The 16,279-nt window shown below is 67.4% G+C and carries 16 protein-coding genes; 13 read left to right on the top strand and 3 right to left on the bottom strand.

From position 1 onward, the window contains the following. The first annotated feature begins 50 nt into the window (after positions 1-50). The 12 genes from ABQF30_RS20645 to ABQF30_RS20590 are packed head-to-tail and all read left to right on the top strand — an operon-like array spanning position 51 to position 11,077. On the top strand, positions 51-1,274 hold the full coding sequence (locus tag ABQF30_RS20645; protein ID WP_448467182.1) for a CaiB/BaiF CoA transferase family protein: 1,224 nt from the start codon (positions 51-53) through the stop codon (positions 1,272-1,274). Beyond that, complete coding sequence (locus ABQF30_RS20640; RefSeq protein ID WP_448467180.1) at positions 1,271-2,062, top strand: enoyl-CoA hydratase-related protein; 792 nt, start codon at positions 1,271-1,273, stop codon at positions 2,060-2,062. Before ABQF30_RS20645 ends, ABQF30_RS20640 begins: the two co-directional genes overlap by 4 nt. Continuing rightward, positions 2,059-2,508 carry a PaaI family thioesterase gene (locus ABQF30_RS20635; protein WP_448467178.1) on the top strand — a complete coding sequence of 150 codons (450 nt, stop codon included), beginning with the start codon at positions 2,059-2,061 and terminating at the stop codon, positions 2,506-2,508. The genes ABQF30_RS20640 and ABQF30_RS20635 overlap by 4 nt, the downstream gene beginning before the upstream one ends. Positions 2,509-2,520: 12 nt before the next feature. After that, entirely contained in the window at positions 2,521-3,513 is a 993-nt protein-coding gene (locus ABQF30_RS20630) for a tripartite tricarboxylate transporter substrate binding protein (RefSeq protein ID WP_448467176.1), read from the top strand. Next, positions 3,510-4,082 (top strand): tripartite tricarboxylate transporter TctB family protein, encoded by a 573-nt coding sequence (locus ABQF30_RS20625; RefSeq protein ID WP_448467174.1) that lies wholly within the window; start codon positions 3,510-3,512, stop codon positions 4,080-4,082. The genes ABQF30_RS20630 and ABQF30_RS20625 overlap by 4 nt, the downstream gene beginning before the upstream one ends. A gap of 8 nt (positions 4,083-4,090) precedes the next feature. After that, on the top strand, positions 4,091-5,644 hold the full coding sequence (locus ABQF30_RS20620) for a tripartite tricarboxylate transporter permease (RefSeq protein ID WP_448467172.1): 1,554 nt from the start codon (positions 4,091-4,093) through the stop codon (positions 5,642-5,644). After that, positions 5,641-6,141: an AbrB family transcriptional regulator gene (locus tag ABQF30_RS20615; protein ID WP_448467170.1), complete on the top strand. Its 501-nt coding sequence runs from the start codon at positions 5,641-5,643 to the stop codon at positions 6,139-6,141. The genes ABQF30_RS20620 and ABQF30_RS20615 overlap by 4 nt, the downstream gene beginning before the upstream one ends. Next, positions 6,138-7,298 carry a CaiB/BaiF CoA transferase family protein gene (locus ABQF30_RS20610; RefSeq protein ID WP_448467168.1) on the top strand — a complete coding sequence of 387 codons (1,161 nt, stop codon included), beginning with the start codon at positions 6,138-6,140 and terminating at the stop codon, positions 7,296-7,298. Before ABQF30_RS20615 ends, ABQF30_RS20610 begins: the two co-directional genes overlap by 4 nt. Further along, positions 7,295-8,503 carry an L-2-hydroxyglutarate dehydrogenase gene (gene lhgO / locus ABQF30_RS20605; RefSeq protein WP_448467166.1) on the top strand — a complete coding sequence of 403 codons (1,209 nt, stop codon included), beginning with the start codon at positions 7,295-7,297 and terminating at the stop codon, positions 8,501-8,503. Before ABQF30_RS20610 ends, lhgO begins: the two co-directional genes overlap by 4 nt. Further along, positions 8,500-9,399, top strand: a complete 900-nt coding sequence (locus ABQF30_RS20600) for a dihydrodipicolinate synthase family protein (protein ID WP_448467165.1) — start codon at positions 8,500-8,502, stop codon at positions 9,397-9,399. Before lhgO ends, ABQF30_RS20600 begins: the two co-directional genes overlap by 4 nt. A gap of 10 nt (positions 9,400-9,409) precedes the next feature. Then, a complete protein-coding gene (locus ABQF30_RS20595; protein ID WP_448467163.1) occupies positions 9,410-10,198 on the top strand; it encodes an SDR family oxidoreductase in 789 nt (262 codons plus the stop codon). Between the two features lie 33 nt (positions 10,199-10,231). Continuing rightward, a complete protein-coding gene (locus ABQF30_RS20590) occupies positions 10,232-11,077 on the top strand; it encodes a fumarylacetoacetate hydrolase family protein (protein ID WP_448467161.1) in 846 nt (281 codons plus the stop codon). 3 nt (positions 11,078-11,080) lie between these two features. On the opposite strand, the gene ABQF30_RS20585 is transcribed toward ABQF30_RS20590, so the two are convergent. Further along, positions 11,081-11,968: a MerR family transcriptional regulator gene (locus tag ABQF30_RS20585; RefSeq protein WP_448467159.1), complete on the bottom strand. Its 888-nt coding sequence runs from the start codon at positions 11,966-11,968 to the stop codon at positions 11,081-11,083. Positions 11,969-12,044: 76 nt separating this feature from the next. Between ABQF30_RS20585 and ABQF30_RS20580 the strand changes: the two genes are divergently transcribed. After that, entirely contained in the window at positions 12,045-12,692 is a 648-nt protein-coding gene (locus ABQF30_RS20580) for a maleylpyruvate isomerase family mycothiol-dependent enzyme (protein WP_448467157.1), read from the top strand. Between the two features lie 44 nt (positions 12,693-12,736). On the opposite strand, the gene pheT is transcribed toward ABQF30_RS20580, so the two are convergent. Both pheT and pheS read right to left on the bottom strand, forming a co-directional pair. After that, entirely contained in the window at positions 12,737-15,217 is a 2,481-nt protein-coding gene (gene pheT / locus ABQF30_RS20575; RefSeq protein WP_448467155.1) for a phenylalanine--tRNA ligase subunit beta, read from the bottom strand. Then, positions 15,217-16,260 carry a phenylalanine--tRNA ligase subunit alpha gene (pheS, locus tag ABQF30_RS20570; protein WP_448467153.1) on the bottom strand — a complete coding sequence of 348 codons (1,044 nt, stop codon included), beginning with the start codon at positions 16,258-16,260 and terminating at the stop codon, positions 15,217-15,219. The genes pheT and pheS overlap by 1 nt, the downstream gene beginning before the upstream one ends. Between the last annotated feature and the right edge of the window lie 19 nt (positions 16,261-16,279).

The raw sequence follows: 16,279 nt of genomic DNA, 5'->3' as shown, positions 1-16,279 counted from the left end.
TTAGTCTTTCCGCAATGCGTCAAATGTATCCCACAATGCGGGAAGGAACAATGAGATCACTCAGCGGATTCCGAGTCCTCGACCTGACCAGATTCCTGTCGGGTCCGTACTGCACGATGGTTCTGGCCGAGCTCGGAGCGGACGTCATCAAGATCGAGCAGCCCGGTACCGGCGATGATTCGCGCCGCATGGCGCCGAAGGTGAACGGCGAAAGCTACCCGTTCGCGATGCCGAACCGCAGTAAGCGGTCCGTGGCCATCGACCTCAAGACCGAACGCGGCCGGGAGCTGTTCCTCGAGCTCGCCGCCGAGGCGGATCTGGTGATCGAGAATTTCCGGCCCGGCGTCACCCGCCGCCTGGGTATCGACTACGAGTCGGTGCGCGCGGTGCGCGACGACGTCCTCTACTGCTCGATCAGCGGGTTCGGCCAGACCGGCCCATACCGCGACCGACCGGGCTTCGACATCATGGCCCAGGGCATCGGCGGCTTCCTGAGGATGACCGGCCAGCCCGACGGCAAGCCCACCAAGGTCGGCATCGCGATCAACGACATCGCCGCAGGCGCCACCGCGATCTATTCGATCCTCGCCGCCGAGCTGCACCGGCGTCAGACCGGCGACGGCCAGTACATCGACATCTCACTCATCGACGCCGGCCTGGCCTGGACAGTCTGGGAATCTGGCGCGTACTTCGGTAACGGTGAGACCCCGGCGCAGACCGGTACCCGGCACCGGCGCTCGGCCCCGTACCAGGCCTACCGGACCGCCGACGGCTACGTCACGATCGGCGCCAACACCGACAGGCTGTGGCTGCGTCTCATCAACGACGTACTCAAGCGGCCGGACTGGGCCGACGACCGACGCTTCGTCGACCTGCCTGCCCGAATGGCTCACCTCGACGAACTCGAAGCCGAGATCGAGGCGATCACCACCACGCTGCCCACCAGCGCTTGGGTCGACCGGATGGACACGGCCGGCGTGCCCGGCGGGCCGGTGCTCACCTACGACGAGACGCTCGATGACCCGCACGTACAGGCGCGCGGAATGATCGTCGACCTCGAGCACCCGATCATCGGGCCGATGCGAACCATCGCACCGCCGACCAGGTTCTCCGACCTCGATTTCAGCGTGCGTTCGCCTGCCCCGTGGCTGGGTCAGCACAGCGCCGATGTCCTCAGGGAACTGGGCATCGAGCGCGAGGAAATCGATCGGTTGTTCCTTGACGGCACCCTCTACGACGCCCACCCCGAACTGCAGGAAGGCAAGACCGCATGAGTGAGCATGTCCTCGTCGAGCGCGACAGCGAGACACCGAGCATTGCAACCGTCGTGCTCAACAAGCCCGAAAGCCACAACGCGATCTCGCTCGAGATGTACCGCCGCATTCCAGAGGTGTTCGCCGAACTCGACGCCGATCCGGCAGTCAAGGTGATCGTCGTTCGGGGCGCGGGCAACCGCAGCTTCGCCTCCGGCGCCGACATCAGCGAATTCGAGGACGTCCGCGGCAACAGCGCATCGGCCAAGGCCTACAACGAACAGGTCGCCGCCGCCGAGCACGCCGTCGAGGGCTGCACCAAACCGACTCTCGCGATGGTGCACGGCTACTGCATCGGCGGAGGCTGCGGTCTCGCTTTGGCCTGCGATCTGCGCTTCGCCGACGAACGATCCCGCTTCGGTATCACCCCGGCCAAGCTTGGGCTGGTCTACAGCCTGGAATCGACCAAGCGGCTCGTCGACGTCGTCGGCCCGTCCCGCGCGAAGTGGATCCTGTTCTCCGGCCAGCATGTCCACGCGGACGACGCCCTGCGACTCGGCCTGATCGACGAGCTCATACCGGCTGAGGACCTGGAGAAGCAGACCTACGAGTTCGCCCGCCTCGTCAGCACCCGTGCACAGTTCAGCGTGCGGTCGTCCAAGCGCATCGTCGACCTCGTGTTGGGCGGTCAGACCGAAGACGACGACGTCACGATCGACATCCGCAACTCTTCGTTCGACACCGACGACTACGCCGAGGGCGTGCGGTCGTTCCTCGAAAAGCGGCCCCCGAGGTTCACCTGGTCATGACCACCGAATCTCTGCGTGCCGCCGAAGATCCGGTCGAGGCCGCCCGCTACGCCGCCCAGATGGCCGAGCCGAAGTTCGGAAAGTACTTCCTGATCCATTTCCTCGGCATGTCGATCGACTATGCCGACGACGAACAGTCCTGCACCGTGAAACTGCCTTTCGCACAACACCTTTGCAACGCCGGTGGCGCCGTACACGGCGGCGTGCTGTCCACCGTGCTCGACATCTCGATGGGCCACGCCTGCCAGCGCTATCTGTCTGCGGGTTCGACCATCGAGATGCAGATGAGGTTTCTGCGCCCGGTCACCTCCGACGTGAGCTGTACCGGGCGGATCATCCACGGCGGTCGTCGTGTCGTCCAGTTGGAATCCCGGATGCACGACGACTCCGGACGGCTTGTCGCGACCGCCAACGGCTCCTGGTTCCGCCACCCCACCACTCAATGAGGAGAAACAACCATGCGACTGAAGAGTAGGCCGAAAACCATCTTCGCCGTGCTGGTCGCTGTCACCGCTCTGGTCCTGTCGGCCTGTAGCGGCGCAGGGAGCGGCGGCGGGTCCGCCGAGGATTACCCGTCGAAAGATCTCGACTGGACGATCGCGTTCGGCCCGGGTGGCGGCAACGACCTGATGGCCCGCAAGCTGGTCCAGGTTATCCAGGAGGAGAAGCTTTACCCGGCCGACATCGCCGTCGAGAACCGTGAAGGCGGAAGCGGTGCCACCGGCTGGGGATATCTGCTGAGCAAGCGCGGAAGCGGCTACGACGTCTCCACCACGTCGGGTTCGTTCCTGACCACCCCTCTGCAGGCCGACCCCGGCTGGACCTACCAGGACTTCACCCACGTCGGCCTGCTTGCCTCAGACGACGCATTGCTACTCGTCGATGGGAAGAGCGACGTCAAGACGTTCGAGGACTGGGTCGGCTACGCCAAGAACAAGGGCACCGTCGTCGTCGGCGGCATCGGCACGGTGAACGTCGACTTCATCCTGCAATCGATCATCGCCGAGCACGCCGGCTACGAAATCGAATACGTGCCTTACAACGAGGAGGGCCAGGTCCAGACCTCGCTGCTGTCCGGAGCGCTCGACGCGATGATCTCCAACCCCGGTTCGATTCTGGGCCAGGTCGAATCCGGCGACATGCGGCCGCTGCTGTTCACCGGGAAAGAGCGCCTCGCGGCACTGCCCGACGTCCCGACCGGCGAAGAGAAGGGCATGACCGATCTGCCGTCGATGCCCCGCGGCTTGATCCTGCCCCCGGACGCACCCGACTACGCGCGGGACTGGTGGATCAAGACCATGCAGCAAGTGGTCAAGAGCGAGCAGTGGGCCAAGTTCCTGGCCGACAACCACCTCACCCGCGACGAGCGCTGGGGTGCGGACTTCACCACCTACCTCGATCGGACCACGGCCGAATTCGAATCCACGCTGAAAGAGCAGGGCGCACTGTGACCGCCACGACTCCCGCGAAAGCGGCGTTGTCCATGCCGGCACCAAGGGTCTCGGCCGCCACGCACAGCCGGGTCCGCCGCAACTGGCCGAAGCTCACTTTCCTCGGTGTGCTGCTGCTCGGGTTCGCCTTCTACACCGAGATCGCGATGGGCATGGAATGGCGCACCGTGGCCGGACGCATCGGCCCGGGATTCTTCCCCAGGATCCTCGGCTTCACCGCGCTGACGGTGACGGTGATCGCCCTGGCCCTCGAGTTCCTGGCGCGGCCCGGCGACAAGCCGGTGGATCAGGTCGAGGCGGCCGAGGAAGCCGCCGAGCCCGATCTGGGCAGACATCCGGCGGCCCTGGTCGGCTTCGTCATCGCCGCGGCGGCGTTTGTCGCTCTCCTGGGTGTACTCGGTGCCGCCCTGGCCGGGGTCCTGTTCCTCGGGGTGACCCTGTGGTTCCTCGACCGTGAACATCACCTCCGCGCGGTGATCCTCGCGGTCGCCGTCCCCGTCCTGCTGTACCTGGCATTCGAGACCGGCCTCAACGCCGGTCTGCCACAGGGCATCCTGCCCGTCGGCTGAGGAGCATCATGACTGACCTGATGACCGGCATCGCCGCGCTCCTGACACTGCAGAACATGCTGTTGCTCGTCGGCGGTGTGCTGATCGGCATGATCGTCGGCGTCATCCCCGGCGTAGGGCCATCAGCCGGGCTGGCGATCCTGCTTCCCATCACCTTCGGACTCGACCCGACCGGCGCGATCGTGATGCTCGCGGCCGTCTACTACGGCGCCATGTACGGCGGCACCATAACCTCCGTACTGATCAACACACCCGGCGAATCAGCCACCGTGGCAAGCACATTCGACGGATATCCGCTCGCCAAACAGGGGCGGGCGGGGCCAGCGCTGGTGATGGCGGCGCTCGCGTCCTTCGTCGCAGGCACCATCGGTGCGGTGCTGATCGCCTTCGCAGCACCGATCACCGCCGACTTCGCCAAGACGTTCGGGCCGCCGGAGTACTTCCTCATCGTGATGGCCGGGCTGCTCACCGTCATCGTCATCCTGCGCGGCAACAAACTGCTCGGAGCCCTGTCGGCGTTGATCGGATTCGCGATCGGCACCATCGGGATCGATGTCGGCGGGGGCGAGCAGCGCTATACCTTCGGGTCGGTCGATCTGATCAACGGCGTCGACTTCGTCCCGGTCGCCATCGGACTGTTCGCCGTCGGCGAGGTACTGCACACGCTGTGGCGGGGCGGACACCTGGAGAAGCTGGACTTCTTCGGCGTGTCGGCACGCAGCCGCGCTTTTTGGCCCACCCGCAAGGACTTTCGAGAATCCATCGGACCCACGCTGCGCGGTTCGTTCCTCGGCTTCGGTGTCGGCGTCACGCCCGGCGCCGGCGCGACGGTGGCCTCCCTGATGTCCTACAACGTCGAGAAGTCGGTCTCGCGGACACCGGAAAAGTTCGGAAAGGGCGCACTGCCAGGCCTCGTCGGGCCCGAAGCCGCCAACAACGCGGCGTCGTCGGGGGCCATGGTGCCGCTGCTCACGCTCGGCATTCCGGGCGGTGGCGCCACGGCGATCCTGCTCGGCGGGTTCCTCATGTGGGGCCTGCAGCCCGGTCCGCTCCTGATGGACCAGAACCCGGCGTTCGCCTGGGGGCTGATCGCCAGCATGTTCCTCGGCAACGTAATGCTGTTGCTGGTCAACGTGTTCTGCATCCCCGGCTTCGCCAGCATCGCCCGGGTGCCCTTCCGCGTTCTCGGCCCGATCGTGATCGTGCTCTGCGTCCTCGGCACCTTCGCGGTCAACAACAGTCTGCTCGACGTCCAGATCATGCTGGCCTGCGGTGTGCTCGGGTTCTTCATGCGCCAGTACGGTCTGTCCCCCGCTGCCCTCGTCATCGCCCTGGTCCTCGGGCCTCTCGCCGAGGAGTCGCTGCGCCAGACCATGGTGATCTCCGGAGGCAGCCTCGATGTCTTCATGCAACGCGGGACGTCGCTGGGCATCCTGGTGTTCATCGTGCTCCTGTTCATGATCCCGCTCATCAAGGAGCCCCTGCGTCGCGCCAGTCAGGGTGCGTTACAACTTGTTTCGCCTCGACATCGCGACGCCGACGAGCGGGAAAACGTCGGATGAACCTCGGCACATTGCTGCTCACGGCGGCAGCGGCGGTGGTAGGTGCGGCGGTGGCGACGCTGCTGCACCTGCCGGCCGCACCCTTGCTGGGCGCCATGATCGGCGTCGCTGTCGTCAACATTCTGGGCAGTTCGGCCTTCGAGATCCCGGCCGCCGGAAAATGGATCATCTACGTCGGCGTCGGTTGGCTGCTCGGCACCGGCGTCACCCACGCGACGTTGACCCAGTTGCGGTCTGCGGTCGTACCGATCGTCGTGACGGTGGTGGCGTTCCTGGTGTTCGGATTGGTTGCGGCACTGCTGCTGTGGAAGTTCACCTCGTTCGATTCGATCACCGCACTACTTGCCACCGCGCCCGGCGGCATCGCGCAGATGGGCGCGCTGTCCGCCGGCGCCGGCGCCAATGTTCCGATCGTGCTGACCGTGCATGTCCTGCGTATCACCTCGGTGATCGTGCTCATGTCGATCGGCCTGAAACTGATGGGAGGGCGAGGGTGACCGAACCTCGACCGCTTGCCGATATCCGGGTCGTAGACCTCAGCCGCGCGCTGGCCGGCCCATACGCGACCATGATGATGGCCGACGCAGGCGCTGATGTCATCAAGGTGGAACCGCCCGGCGGCGACGACAGCAGAAGCTGGCTGCCGTATGTCGACCGCAACGGCCACCGGGAGTCGGCTTATTACATGAGCGCCAACCGCAACAAGCGCTCCGTGGTGCTGGACCTGAAATCATCCGAGGGCGCCGACCGGTTGCGGTGGCTCGTCGCGCAGGCCGACGTGCTCGTCGAGAACTATCGGCCGGGCGTGTTGGACCGTCTTGGGCTCGGGCTGGAGCAGCTGCGCGAACTGAACCCGCGGCTGGTGACGTTATCGATCACCGGATTCGGCAAGGGCGGGCCCGACGGGAACCGGCCCGGTTTCGATCAGATCGTGCAGGCCGAAGGCGGCCTGATGACGCTCACCGGGCGGCCCGGTGGTCCGCCACAGCGGGTGGGTATCCCGATCGCCGACATCCTGGCCGGGCTGTTCGGGGCCTTCGGTGTGATGACCGCCCTGCGGGCGCGGGAGCGCACCGGACTCGGTCAACACGTAGAGACCTCGCTGCTGGCCGCCGTCGTCGGCGTCCACGTCTTCCACGGTGTCGGTTGGCTGGCCGCGGGCGTCGAACCGGTGCTCACCGGGAACCGGCATCCGTCGATCGCGCCGTACGGCGTGTTCGGCTGCGCGGACGCCGATATCGTGATCGCTGTCGGGTCGGAAGCGTTGTGGCGCAAGTTCGCTCCCATCGTGGGCCTCGACGCCGAGCGTCCCGATATCGCCACCAACATCGACCGGGTGGGCCGGGCGGACGAACTGCAGAAGGAGATCGACACGCTACTCACCGACCGTCACGCCGACGACGTACTCGCGGCCCTCGACGCCGCGGGCGTGCCCGCGGGGCGGATCCGCACGGTGCCCGAGGTTTACGACTGGGCACAGGTGCGCGAATCGATGGTGATGACGCTGCCGCACCCGACACTGGGCGACCTCGACGTCCCGGCGTCCCCACTGCACCTGTCCGACGTCGACGAACCGCGGCGCGAGGCGCCGCCTGCGCTCGGCGCCGACCAGGACGAGGTGTTCGCGGACTATGCGGTGGGAGGTGGCCGATGACGCATCGGGTCGCGGTAGTGGGTGGCGGCATCGTCGGCGTGGCCGTTGCCAGGGAGTTCCTGAATCGTCAGCCCGACGCTGAGGTGACGGTGTTCGAGAAGGAGGACCGCCTCGCATCGCATCAGACCGGCCGCAACAGCGGCGTCGTCCACGCCGGCCTCTACTACCAACCCGGCTCGGCCAAAGCGCTGCTCTGCCGGCGCGGCGTAGGCCTGCTCGAGGACTATTGCGCGCAACGCGGCATCCGCAGGATCGCCTGCGGGAAGGTGCTCGTCGCGCTCGACGACGTCGAGCGGTCCCGCCTGGCCGACATCGAGGACCGTGCCCGGGCCAACGGTGTCCCCGGGATCCGGGTCATCGGCCCGGCCGAACTCCGCGAACTCGAACCGCATGTGCGCGGTGTCGCCGCCCTGCACTCGCCATCCACCTCGATCGTGGATTTCGCCGAGGTGACCCAGGCACTGGCCGCCGACGCCGTCGGGGTCGGGGCGAAGATCCTGCTCGGCCACGAGGTCGTCGGCATGCGCGCCAGGGGCGCCGAGGTGGTGATCACGTCCCGCACCTCGGGAGGTACCGATGAGGATGCCTTCGATCAGGTCATCGCGTGCGGCGGCCTGCAGAGCGACCGGCTGGCCGAAATGGCGGGCGACGGGCCGGATCCGGTGATCATGCCGTTCCGCGGCGAATACTACGCACTGAAGCCGCAACGGCGCAGCCTGGTCAACGGCCTGGTGTACCCGGTGCCCGACCCGCGCTACCCGTTCCTCGGTGTCCACGTGACGCCGCGGGTCGACGGCGAGGTGCTGATCGGCCCGAATGCCGTTCTCGCCCTTGCGCGGGAGGGTTATACCTGGAGGAACGTCTCGATTTCGGATCTGGCCGAAGTGGCGCGCACACCCGCGTTCTGGCGCTTCGCCCGCCAGCATTGGCGCACCGGCATCAGCGAGATGTACGGCTCGCTGAGCAAGCGGCGGTTCGTCGCAGCGGCGCGCGCCTACGTCCCCGAACTCGATGACGACGACGTGGTGCCCGGCACCGCGGGTATCCGCGCTCAGGCGCTCGACGCCGACGGCGGGCTGGTCGATGACTTCCGGATCAGCGTCCGCGATCGCATCGTGGTACTGCGCAACGCGCCCTCCCCCGCGGCCACCTCCGCGCTCGCCATAGCCGAACACGTCGTCTCCACACTGGAGAGCCAGACTTGAACGCTCCTCTGTCACAGGGTCTCTGGGGAGTACTGGCAACTCCATTCGACGAACAACTCGACGTCGACGACGGATCGCTCCGCTCCGAGGTGGCGTCGTTCGTCGCAGACGGCTGCGTCGGTCTCGTCGCGCTCGGTGTCTTCGGTGAGGCGGCATCGCTGCAGCCGTCCGAAGCCGACGCGGTGGCACACACCGTCGCGTCGTCGACCGACCTGCCGTATGTGCTCGGGCTCTCCGAGCGCAGCCCGGACGCGGTGGTGGCGCAGGCGCACCGGTTGCTCGGTGCGGTACCGCGTCCGCCCGCAGCGCTGATGGCGCAGATCGGTGACGCGAATCCCGCGGTGGCTGCCGAATCTTTGCGCCGTCTGCACGAAGCGACCGGCGTCGGGGTCCTCGTCCAGGACTACCCCGTGGTATCCGGCGTGCACGTCGACGACGAGCAAGTGGTCGCGTTGGTGAAGGCGTGCCCGTTCGCGGTCGGCGTGAAATGCGAGACCCCGCCCACGTCGGTCGCGATCGCCCACTTGGCGCCTCGCCTCGATGTCCCCGTGTTCGGCGGGCTCGGTGGCGTCGGTCTGCTCGACGAACTGGCCGCCGGATCGGCGGGGGCGATGACTGGCTTCAGCCATCCGGCAGCGCTCGCCTCGGTGCTGCGCGCCTACCAGAAGGGTGGATTCCGGTCCGCCCGTGAGGTTTTCGCGCCGTGGCTGCCGCTGGCCAATTTCGAGGGACAACTGCGCGTCGGCCTGGCAATCCGCAAAGAGGTGTTACGACGCCGCGGGGTCATCGCCTCTGCACGGGTCCGTCATCCGGCCCTGCCGCTGCCCGCATCGCTGGTGCCGCTGCTGGACCAGCACCTCGCGACCATCCCGGTCGCCGACCACGTTTCGAACTGAAGGAGGATCCATGGATCTCGGCATTGCCGGACGCACTGCGCTCGTACTTGGCGGGAGCGGCGGACTGGGCGGCGCCATCGCCGTGCGCCTCGCCGAGGAAGGCGCCAACGTGGCGGTGGCCGGGCGCTCGGCCGACGCGCTCAGTGCCACCGCCGCCCGCATCGAGCGGGCGGGCGCGAAGGCCCTGCCACTGGTGTGGGACCTGGCAGATCTGGACAGAATGGAATCCGCTGTCGCAGAAGCCGAATCGGAGTTCGGAGGAATCGACATCCTCGTCAACAACACCGGTGGCCCGCCACCCACGCCGGTGTCCGGTCAGAACACCACCACGTGGCGCGACAGCTTCCAGGCGATGGTGCTTGCCGTGATCGCGCTGACCGACCGCGTCGTGCCGGCGATGCGGGAGCGTGGCTGGGGTCGTGTCCTGACCTCGACGTCGTCGGGTGCGCTGAGCCCCATCCCGAACCTGGGCTTGTCGAACACCCTGCGCGCGAGTCTGCACGCCTGGTCGAAGACCCTGGCCGACGAGGTCGGGCGCGACGGAGTCACCGCCAACGTGATCGTGCCCGGCCGCATCGCCACCGACCGCACCCGGTTCCTCGACGAGAAGCGGGCCACCCGCGAGCAGCGCGGCGTTGACGAGGTGGCCCGGGACAGCGCGGCCACGATGGCACTGGGCCGCTATGGCCGGCCGGACGAATACGCCGACGCCGCCGCGTTTCTGTGCAGCGATCGCGCGTCCTATATCACCGGCACTGTGCTGCGTGTCGACGGCGGCCTGATCCGCAGCGTCGTCTGAGTCTTGGTTCTTTCATACCCCTAAGGAGTTCCCGTGCGACTGCGCACTGTTCTGCTCGACGACCATCCCATCGCATGCGTCTCGTTGGCCGACGGCCGCCTTGCCCGGGTCGACAAGGTGCTGCCCGGTGTGCCCTCCGACCTGATGTCGCTGCTGCAGGCCGACAGCCTCGACAAGCTCGCCGCTGCTGTCGCGTCCGGTGTCGCCGACGATGCGTGCGTGCCGGCCGACGTACCGGTGCTCGCACCATGGGCGCACCCGCGCAAGATTCTGGGCATCGGTTTGAACTACGGCGCGCACGCAGGCGATCTCGGCGAGCAGGCGCCCCGCACGTCACCTGCTTCGTTCATCAAGGGCGACCACACCATCGTCGGCCCCGGAGAACCCATCGTGGTGCCGCCGGGCATCGGCAAGGTGACCTCGGAGGCCGAGCTGGGCCTGGTGGTCGGCAAGCTCTGTTACCAGGTCAGCGTCGAGGAGGCGATGTCCTACGTCGCGGGTGTGGTGCCGATCCTCGACCAGACCGCCGAGGGCATCCTGCTCGAGAACCCGCGCTATCTCACCCGGGTCAAGAATTACCCGAGCTTCTTCGCGTTCGGGCCCGACATCATCACGCTCGACGAAGTTCTCGCTCACGGCCCGCTCGAGGACCTGCGGGTGGCCACCATCCGCAACGGCGAAGTGCACCGTGAGGACGCCGTTTCGGGGATGACGTTCTCCCCCGCAGAACTGCTCAGCTTCCACAGTCAGGTGATGCCGTTCTATCCCGGCGACATCCTGTCCACCGGAACGCCGGGTGCGGTCGGCATCGAACCGGGCGACGTCATCACCTGCAGGCTCGGCGACGAGTTGGCCTCATTGACCAACCCGGTGCGCTAGCGGTCAGCAATGCTGAATGAGCCCGTCGTACAGCCAACGTTGGAGAGCGCCAATGGTTGCCGTCTCGCTTGCGATCTCCCCCACCAGACTCCAGTAATGATGGATGCGTGGGTCGTGATCGGCGCCGGTAGTGGCTAGGGCTCGCCGAAACTCCGGCGTGGCCGTTACCCGCCGGGCGCTTGCATGGGCGTCGACGAGCCGGTCGACCGCGGGACCGGGCGAAGGAGGCCGGTCAGCGAGCACATCGGGCAACGCCATCTCACAGGCCTCGGCAACGCCCGCGACAAGTACACGGCGGTCAGCGATTCCGGTCGGCTCGAACCGCCAGAGCTGCTGCGCCATCGCAGTGCGCAATACCGGCTGCCGGGCAAGGGCAACCAGTTCGGCATAGGCGACCACACGCGCAGGCGTCGGGTCTGCGGGCGGTGCGGGGATGCTCATGTCGACGAACCCGTCGAACGACTCCGCGGAGATCGACCCGGCGAACAGCCCGCGCCAGAATGTGACGAGCTCGTCGTGTGCGCGCCGACCGTCCTGGACGGCCGATATCAGTTGCAGACGTGCGGCTCGATCGTGCGGTGCGGCGTGCTCGACCGCCGACAATGACGCCCGTCGCCATGCCAATGTCGCCAGTTCGGTGTCGACAGCAGCCCGTTCGGCGGTCACGGCCTCACCGATCGAGACTCGGGCAGTCAGAACATCGGCGATGGACTGCAGGCCGAGACCGAGTGCGCGCAGCCTCCTGACAAGAAGCAGTGACTCGACGACGGTGGCGTCGAACACGCGGTGGCCGCCGGAACTGCGGCGAGCCTCGACAATGCCCTCATCGGAGTAGTAGCGGATGGTTCGCACCGGCACACCAGTCAGCCGCGACAGCTCGCCGATGCTCAAGACCCTCACATGAGGTGTGATTGGCGTCACAATCGGTTGAACCTCCAGCCCAGTGGAACTTCTAGCGTAGGTCCGCATGGACACCGAGGACATCTGGAGAGCTGTCGACGCCGAACGGCAAGGCCTGCACGATCTGCTCGCGCAGCTCACCCCACAGCAATGGCGGGTCGGCAGCCTGTGCGACGAGTGGCTGATCCGTGAGGTCGCGGCCCACGTGGTGCTGTCCGCCCGGGCCGGCATCGTTCGGATCATGGTCAGTCTGGTGCGCGCACGCGGCAGCATCGATCGGATGGTGTGCGATACCGCGATCCGCCACGCCGAAACACGCAGCGACCTCGAGCTACTGAGCGAGGTACACGGCACGATCGGATCCCGCTCCACCGCTGTCGGCACGACTCCGACGGATCGGCTGATGGATCTGCTCGTGCACGGCCAGGACATCGCCGTGCCGCTCGGACTGCAACGCGGAATGCCCACGGAGGCAGCGCGGCTGGCGATCGAACGCGTCTGGAATCCGCGGTTCCCGTTCCATGCCGCCACGCGATTGGCGCCCTACCGCTTGCGCGCAGTCGACACCGACTGGGCCGTGGGCAGCGGGCCACTCATCGAAGGGCCGGTGTCAGCGCTGCTCATGCTGGCGACCGGACGCGAAGCTGCCGCCCTGCCCCACCTGAGCGGCGAGGGGGTCAACTTACTGCGCCGAGCAGACGCAGAATCGCACTGAGGAGCCCTCGGTAATGCGATTCTCTGTCTGCTCGGCGAAGGAACTTAGCCCCGCAGGACCGCGCCGACGCGATCGGCCGCGGCCGCCACCGCGGCGTCGCGGGCAGCGCTGGCCTCATCCTCGGTCAGCGTGCGGTCGGCGGCCCGGAACCGCAACGCCAGGGTCAGCGACTTGCGCCCCTCCCCGATCTGCGGGCCGGTGTACACGTCGAACAGCCTGACGTCCTCGAGCAGTTCGCCTGCGCCATCGCGGACAGCGTCGACGATCGCCGCCGCCGCGACATCGTCGTCGACGATCATGCTGATGTCCTGGAACACCGCCGGGAACGGCGACACCGACGGCGCGGGCAGCACCTCGACGATCGGGACGGCATCGAGATTGAGTTCGACCGCGCAACTGCCCTTGGGCAGACCACTGCGTTCGACGACCGCCGGATGCAGTTGACCCGCGAAGCCGACGGTCGTGTCGCCGACCAGCACCTCGGCGCAGCGCCCCGGATGCCACGGCAACTGCTGCGCGGCACGCAGGGTGAACTCGACGCCGGCGGCCCGGCCGATAACCCGCACCGCCTCGAACGCGTCGGCGGCCTCCACCGGACGCCCCGGTCCCCACGGACCGGCGGGCTCGCGCAGACCGGTCAGCACCGCCCCGATGTGTTGCGGCTGGCGCGGCAGGGACGCGTCGAGTCCGGCGATCTCGTCGGTGGTCGGCCGGCGGTCCGTCGGGATGCGCTCGACCGGCCTGGTTTCCTCGGTCCGTTCGACCACCTGCGCGATGGCGAACAGCGCCACATCGGCCGCACCGCGGGATACGTTGCGCCCCAATGCTTCCAGTAGGCCGGGCAGCAGGGTGGTGGCCAGCTCCGGCCGGTCGGCCTCCAGCGGGTTGAGCACCTGGGTGGTCATGCGGCGGGGGTCGTCGGCGCTCAGACCCCAAGCGTCGAAGACCCCGGCCGGCAGGAACGGTGTGGGCAGGATCTCCACGAATCCGGCGAGTGCCAGCGACTTGCCGATGGCCCGGCGGCGCTTCTGGATCGGGGTCAGCCCACGTCCGGCCGGTGCGGTCGGCAGCACCGACGGGATGGCCTCCAGTCCTTCCAGTCGCAGCACCTCCTCGACCAGGTCGGCACGCTGACGCAAGTCGGGTCGCCAGCTCGGCGGAATGACGGTCAACGGATCGGAACCGCTGACCGCGGCGCCGATCTGGGCGAGCCTGCGGGCTGTGGTGCCCGCGGAGTACTCGACGCCGGCGGTGCGATCAGGCAGATCGGCCGCAATCTCGATCGCGGGCTGGGACCAGTCCTCGCGGTCGCCGTCGCGCCAGTCGGTGAGTTTCGGTTCAACGGTGCCACCGGCGATCTCCGCCAACAGCGTTGCGCAACGGTCCAGGGCGGCAACGGAAATCGACGGATCGACGGAACGTTCGTAGCGCCGGCCGGCCTCGCTGGCGAGATGCAGGCGACGCTGGGTGCGCGACACCGCGGCCGGATCCCACACCGCGGCCTCCAACAGCACATCGGTGGTGCCGGCCCGAACCTCGGTGGTGCCCGCACCCATCACGCCACCGATCGCGGCGGTTGCGACGTCGTCCACGATGAGCACGTCGGCGGGGTTCAGCGTGCGCTCCACATCGTCGAGCGTCACCACGGTTTCGCCGTCGCGTGCGAACCGCACGTCGAAGGCACCGGTGATCAGGCTGCTGTCGTGGGCGTGCATCGGATGACCGAGCTCGAGCATGACGTAGTTGGTCACGTCGACCGCAGGCGATATCGCCCGGATACCGCTCAGCAACAGCCGACGCTGCATCCACCACGGCGACACCGCGGCGGGATCGATGCCGATGACCGGGCGCAGGCCGAACCGCTGCACACCGGTACCCGGCTGCACGGTCAGCGGCCAGGCTTCAGCTTCTGCGGGCAGCGGCGCCACGTCCGCCGGGTCGACGTAATCCAGGTCGTAGGCGCACGCGAGTTCACGGGCCAGGCCGCGCACCGACAGGCAGTAGCCGCGGTCGGGAGTGATCGCCAGGTGGAACACCACGTCGTCGAGACCGAGAACCTCGGCAGCGGGAGTTCCGGGCTCCGCGGTGCCCGGCGGCAACACCATGATGCCGGAATGGTCGACGCCCAAGTTCATCTCGGCCGCCGAACAGATCATGCCGTCGGAGAGCCGACCGTAGGTCTTGCGCGAGGCGATCGTGAAATCACCCGGTAGCACCGTGCCCGGTAGCGCCACCACCACGAGGTCGTCGACCGCGAAGTTGGTTGCGCCACAGACGATGTCGCGTAGCTCGCCTTCGCCGACATCGACTTTGCAGGCCCTGATGGGCTTCTTGAACTCGGTGAGTTCCTCGATCTCGGCGACCCGGGCAACGGTCAGGGGGCCGCTCACCGGGCCGATCGGGATGATCTCCTCGACCTCGTGCCCGATCCTGATGAACGCCTGCTCCAATTCGGCAGCGGGCACATCCCATCCGGGTGCGCCGGCCTGAACGACTTCACGCAGCCAGCTGTACGGAATCCGCATCAGGCGCCGACCCCGAACGGCAGTGAGAACCGGATGTCGCCCTCGACCATGTCGCGCATGTCGGGAATCCCGTTGCGGAACTGCAGGGTTCGCTCCAATCCCATTCCGAAGGCGAATCCGGAGTAAACCTCCGGGTCAATACCGCAGGCCCGCAACACGTTCGGGTTGACCATGCCGCAGCCACCCCATTCGACCCAGCCGGGGCCGCCCTTCTTGTTGGGGAACCAGATGTCCACCTCGGCCGAGGGCTCGGTGAACGGGAAGAAGTGCGGCCGGAACCGAGTTCGGCCCTGCGGACCGAATTGCGCCCGCGCGAAGGCGTCCAGCGTGCCGCGCAGGTGGGCCATGGTCAGACCCTTGTCCACCGCCAGTCCCTCTACCTGATGAAACACCGGGGTATGGGTCGAATCCAGCTCGTCGGTGCGGAAGGTCCGGCCGATCGAGATGATGTAGACGGGAAGTTCGCGCTCCAGCAGCGCCCGGATCTGGACGGGCGAGGTGTGCGTGCGCAGGACCTGACGGGATTTGTCCGGGGCGATCTGGAACGTGTCCTGCTCGCTGCGGGCGGGATGGTCCGGCGGGAAGTTCAGTGCGTCGAAGTTGAACTGCTCGGTCTCGACCTCGGGTCCCTCGGCCAGCTCCCAGCCCATCGCGACAAATGTGTCGGCGACATTCTCGGCCAGGATCGTGATCGGGTGCCGGGCACCGATGGGCTGACGCGTCGACGGCAGGGTGACGTCGATCCGCTCGGCCACCAACACCGCGGCATCACGCTCGGCACGCAACTCGGCCAGCCGGTCGTCATAGGCCCGCTGCGCCTCTGCCCGCGCGCCGTTGACCCGCTTGCCGGCATCGGCGCGATCGGCCTTGGGCAACGTCGCCAGAGACTGGCGGGCAAGCGCGATCTGCGCGCGATCGCCGAGGTGCTCGGTCTTCGCGCGTGCGAGCGCGTCGAGGTCACCGGCCAACGCGAAGGCATGCCGGGCTGCACTGACGGCTTTGGTCAGGGCTTCTTCGGAGAGATCACTGGGCTGCTGAGCCACCCGGCGATCATAGGCGATC

The organism is Mycolicibacterium sp. XJ870, assembly GCF_053483975.1.
This window is presented reverse-complemented; position numbering and strand designations above follow the sequence as displayed.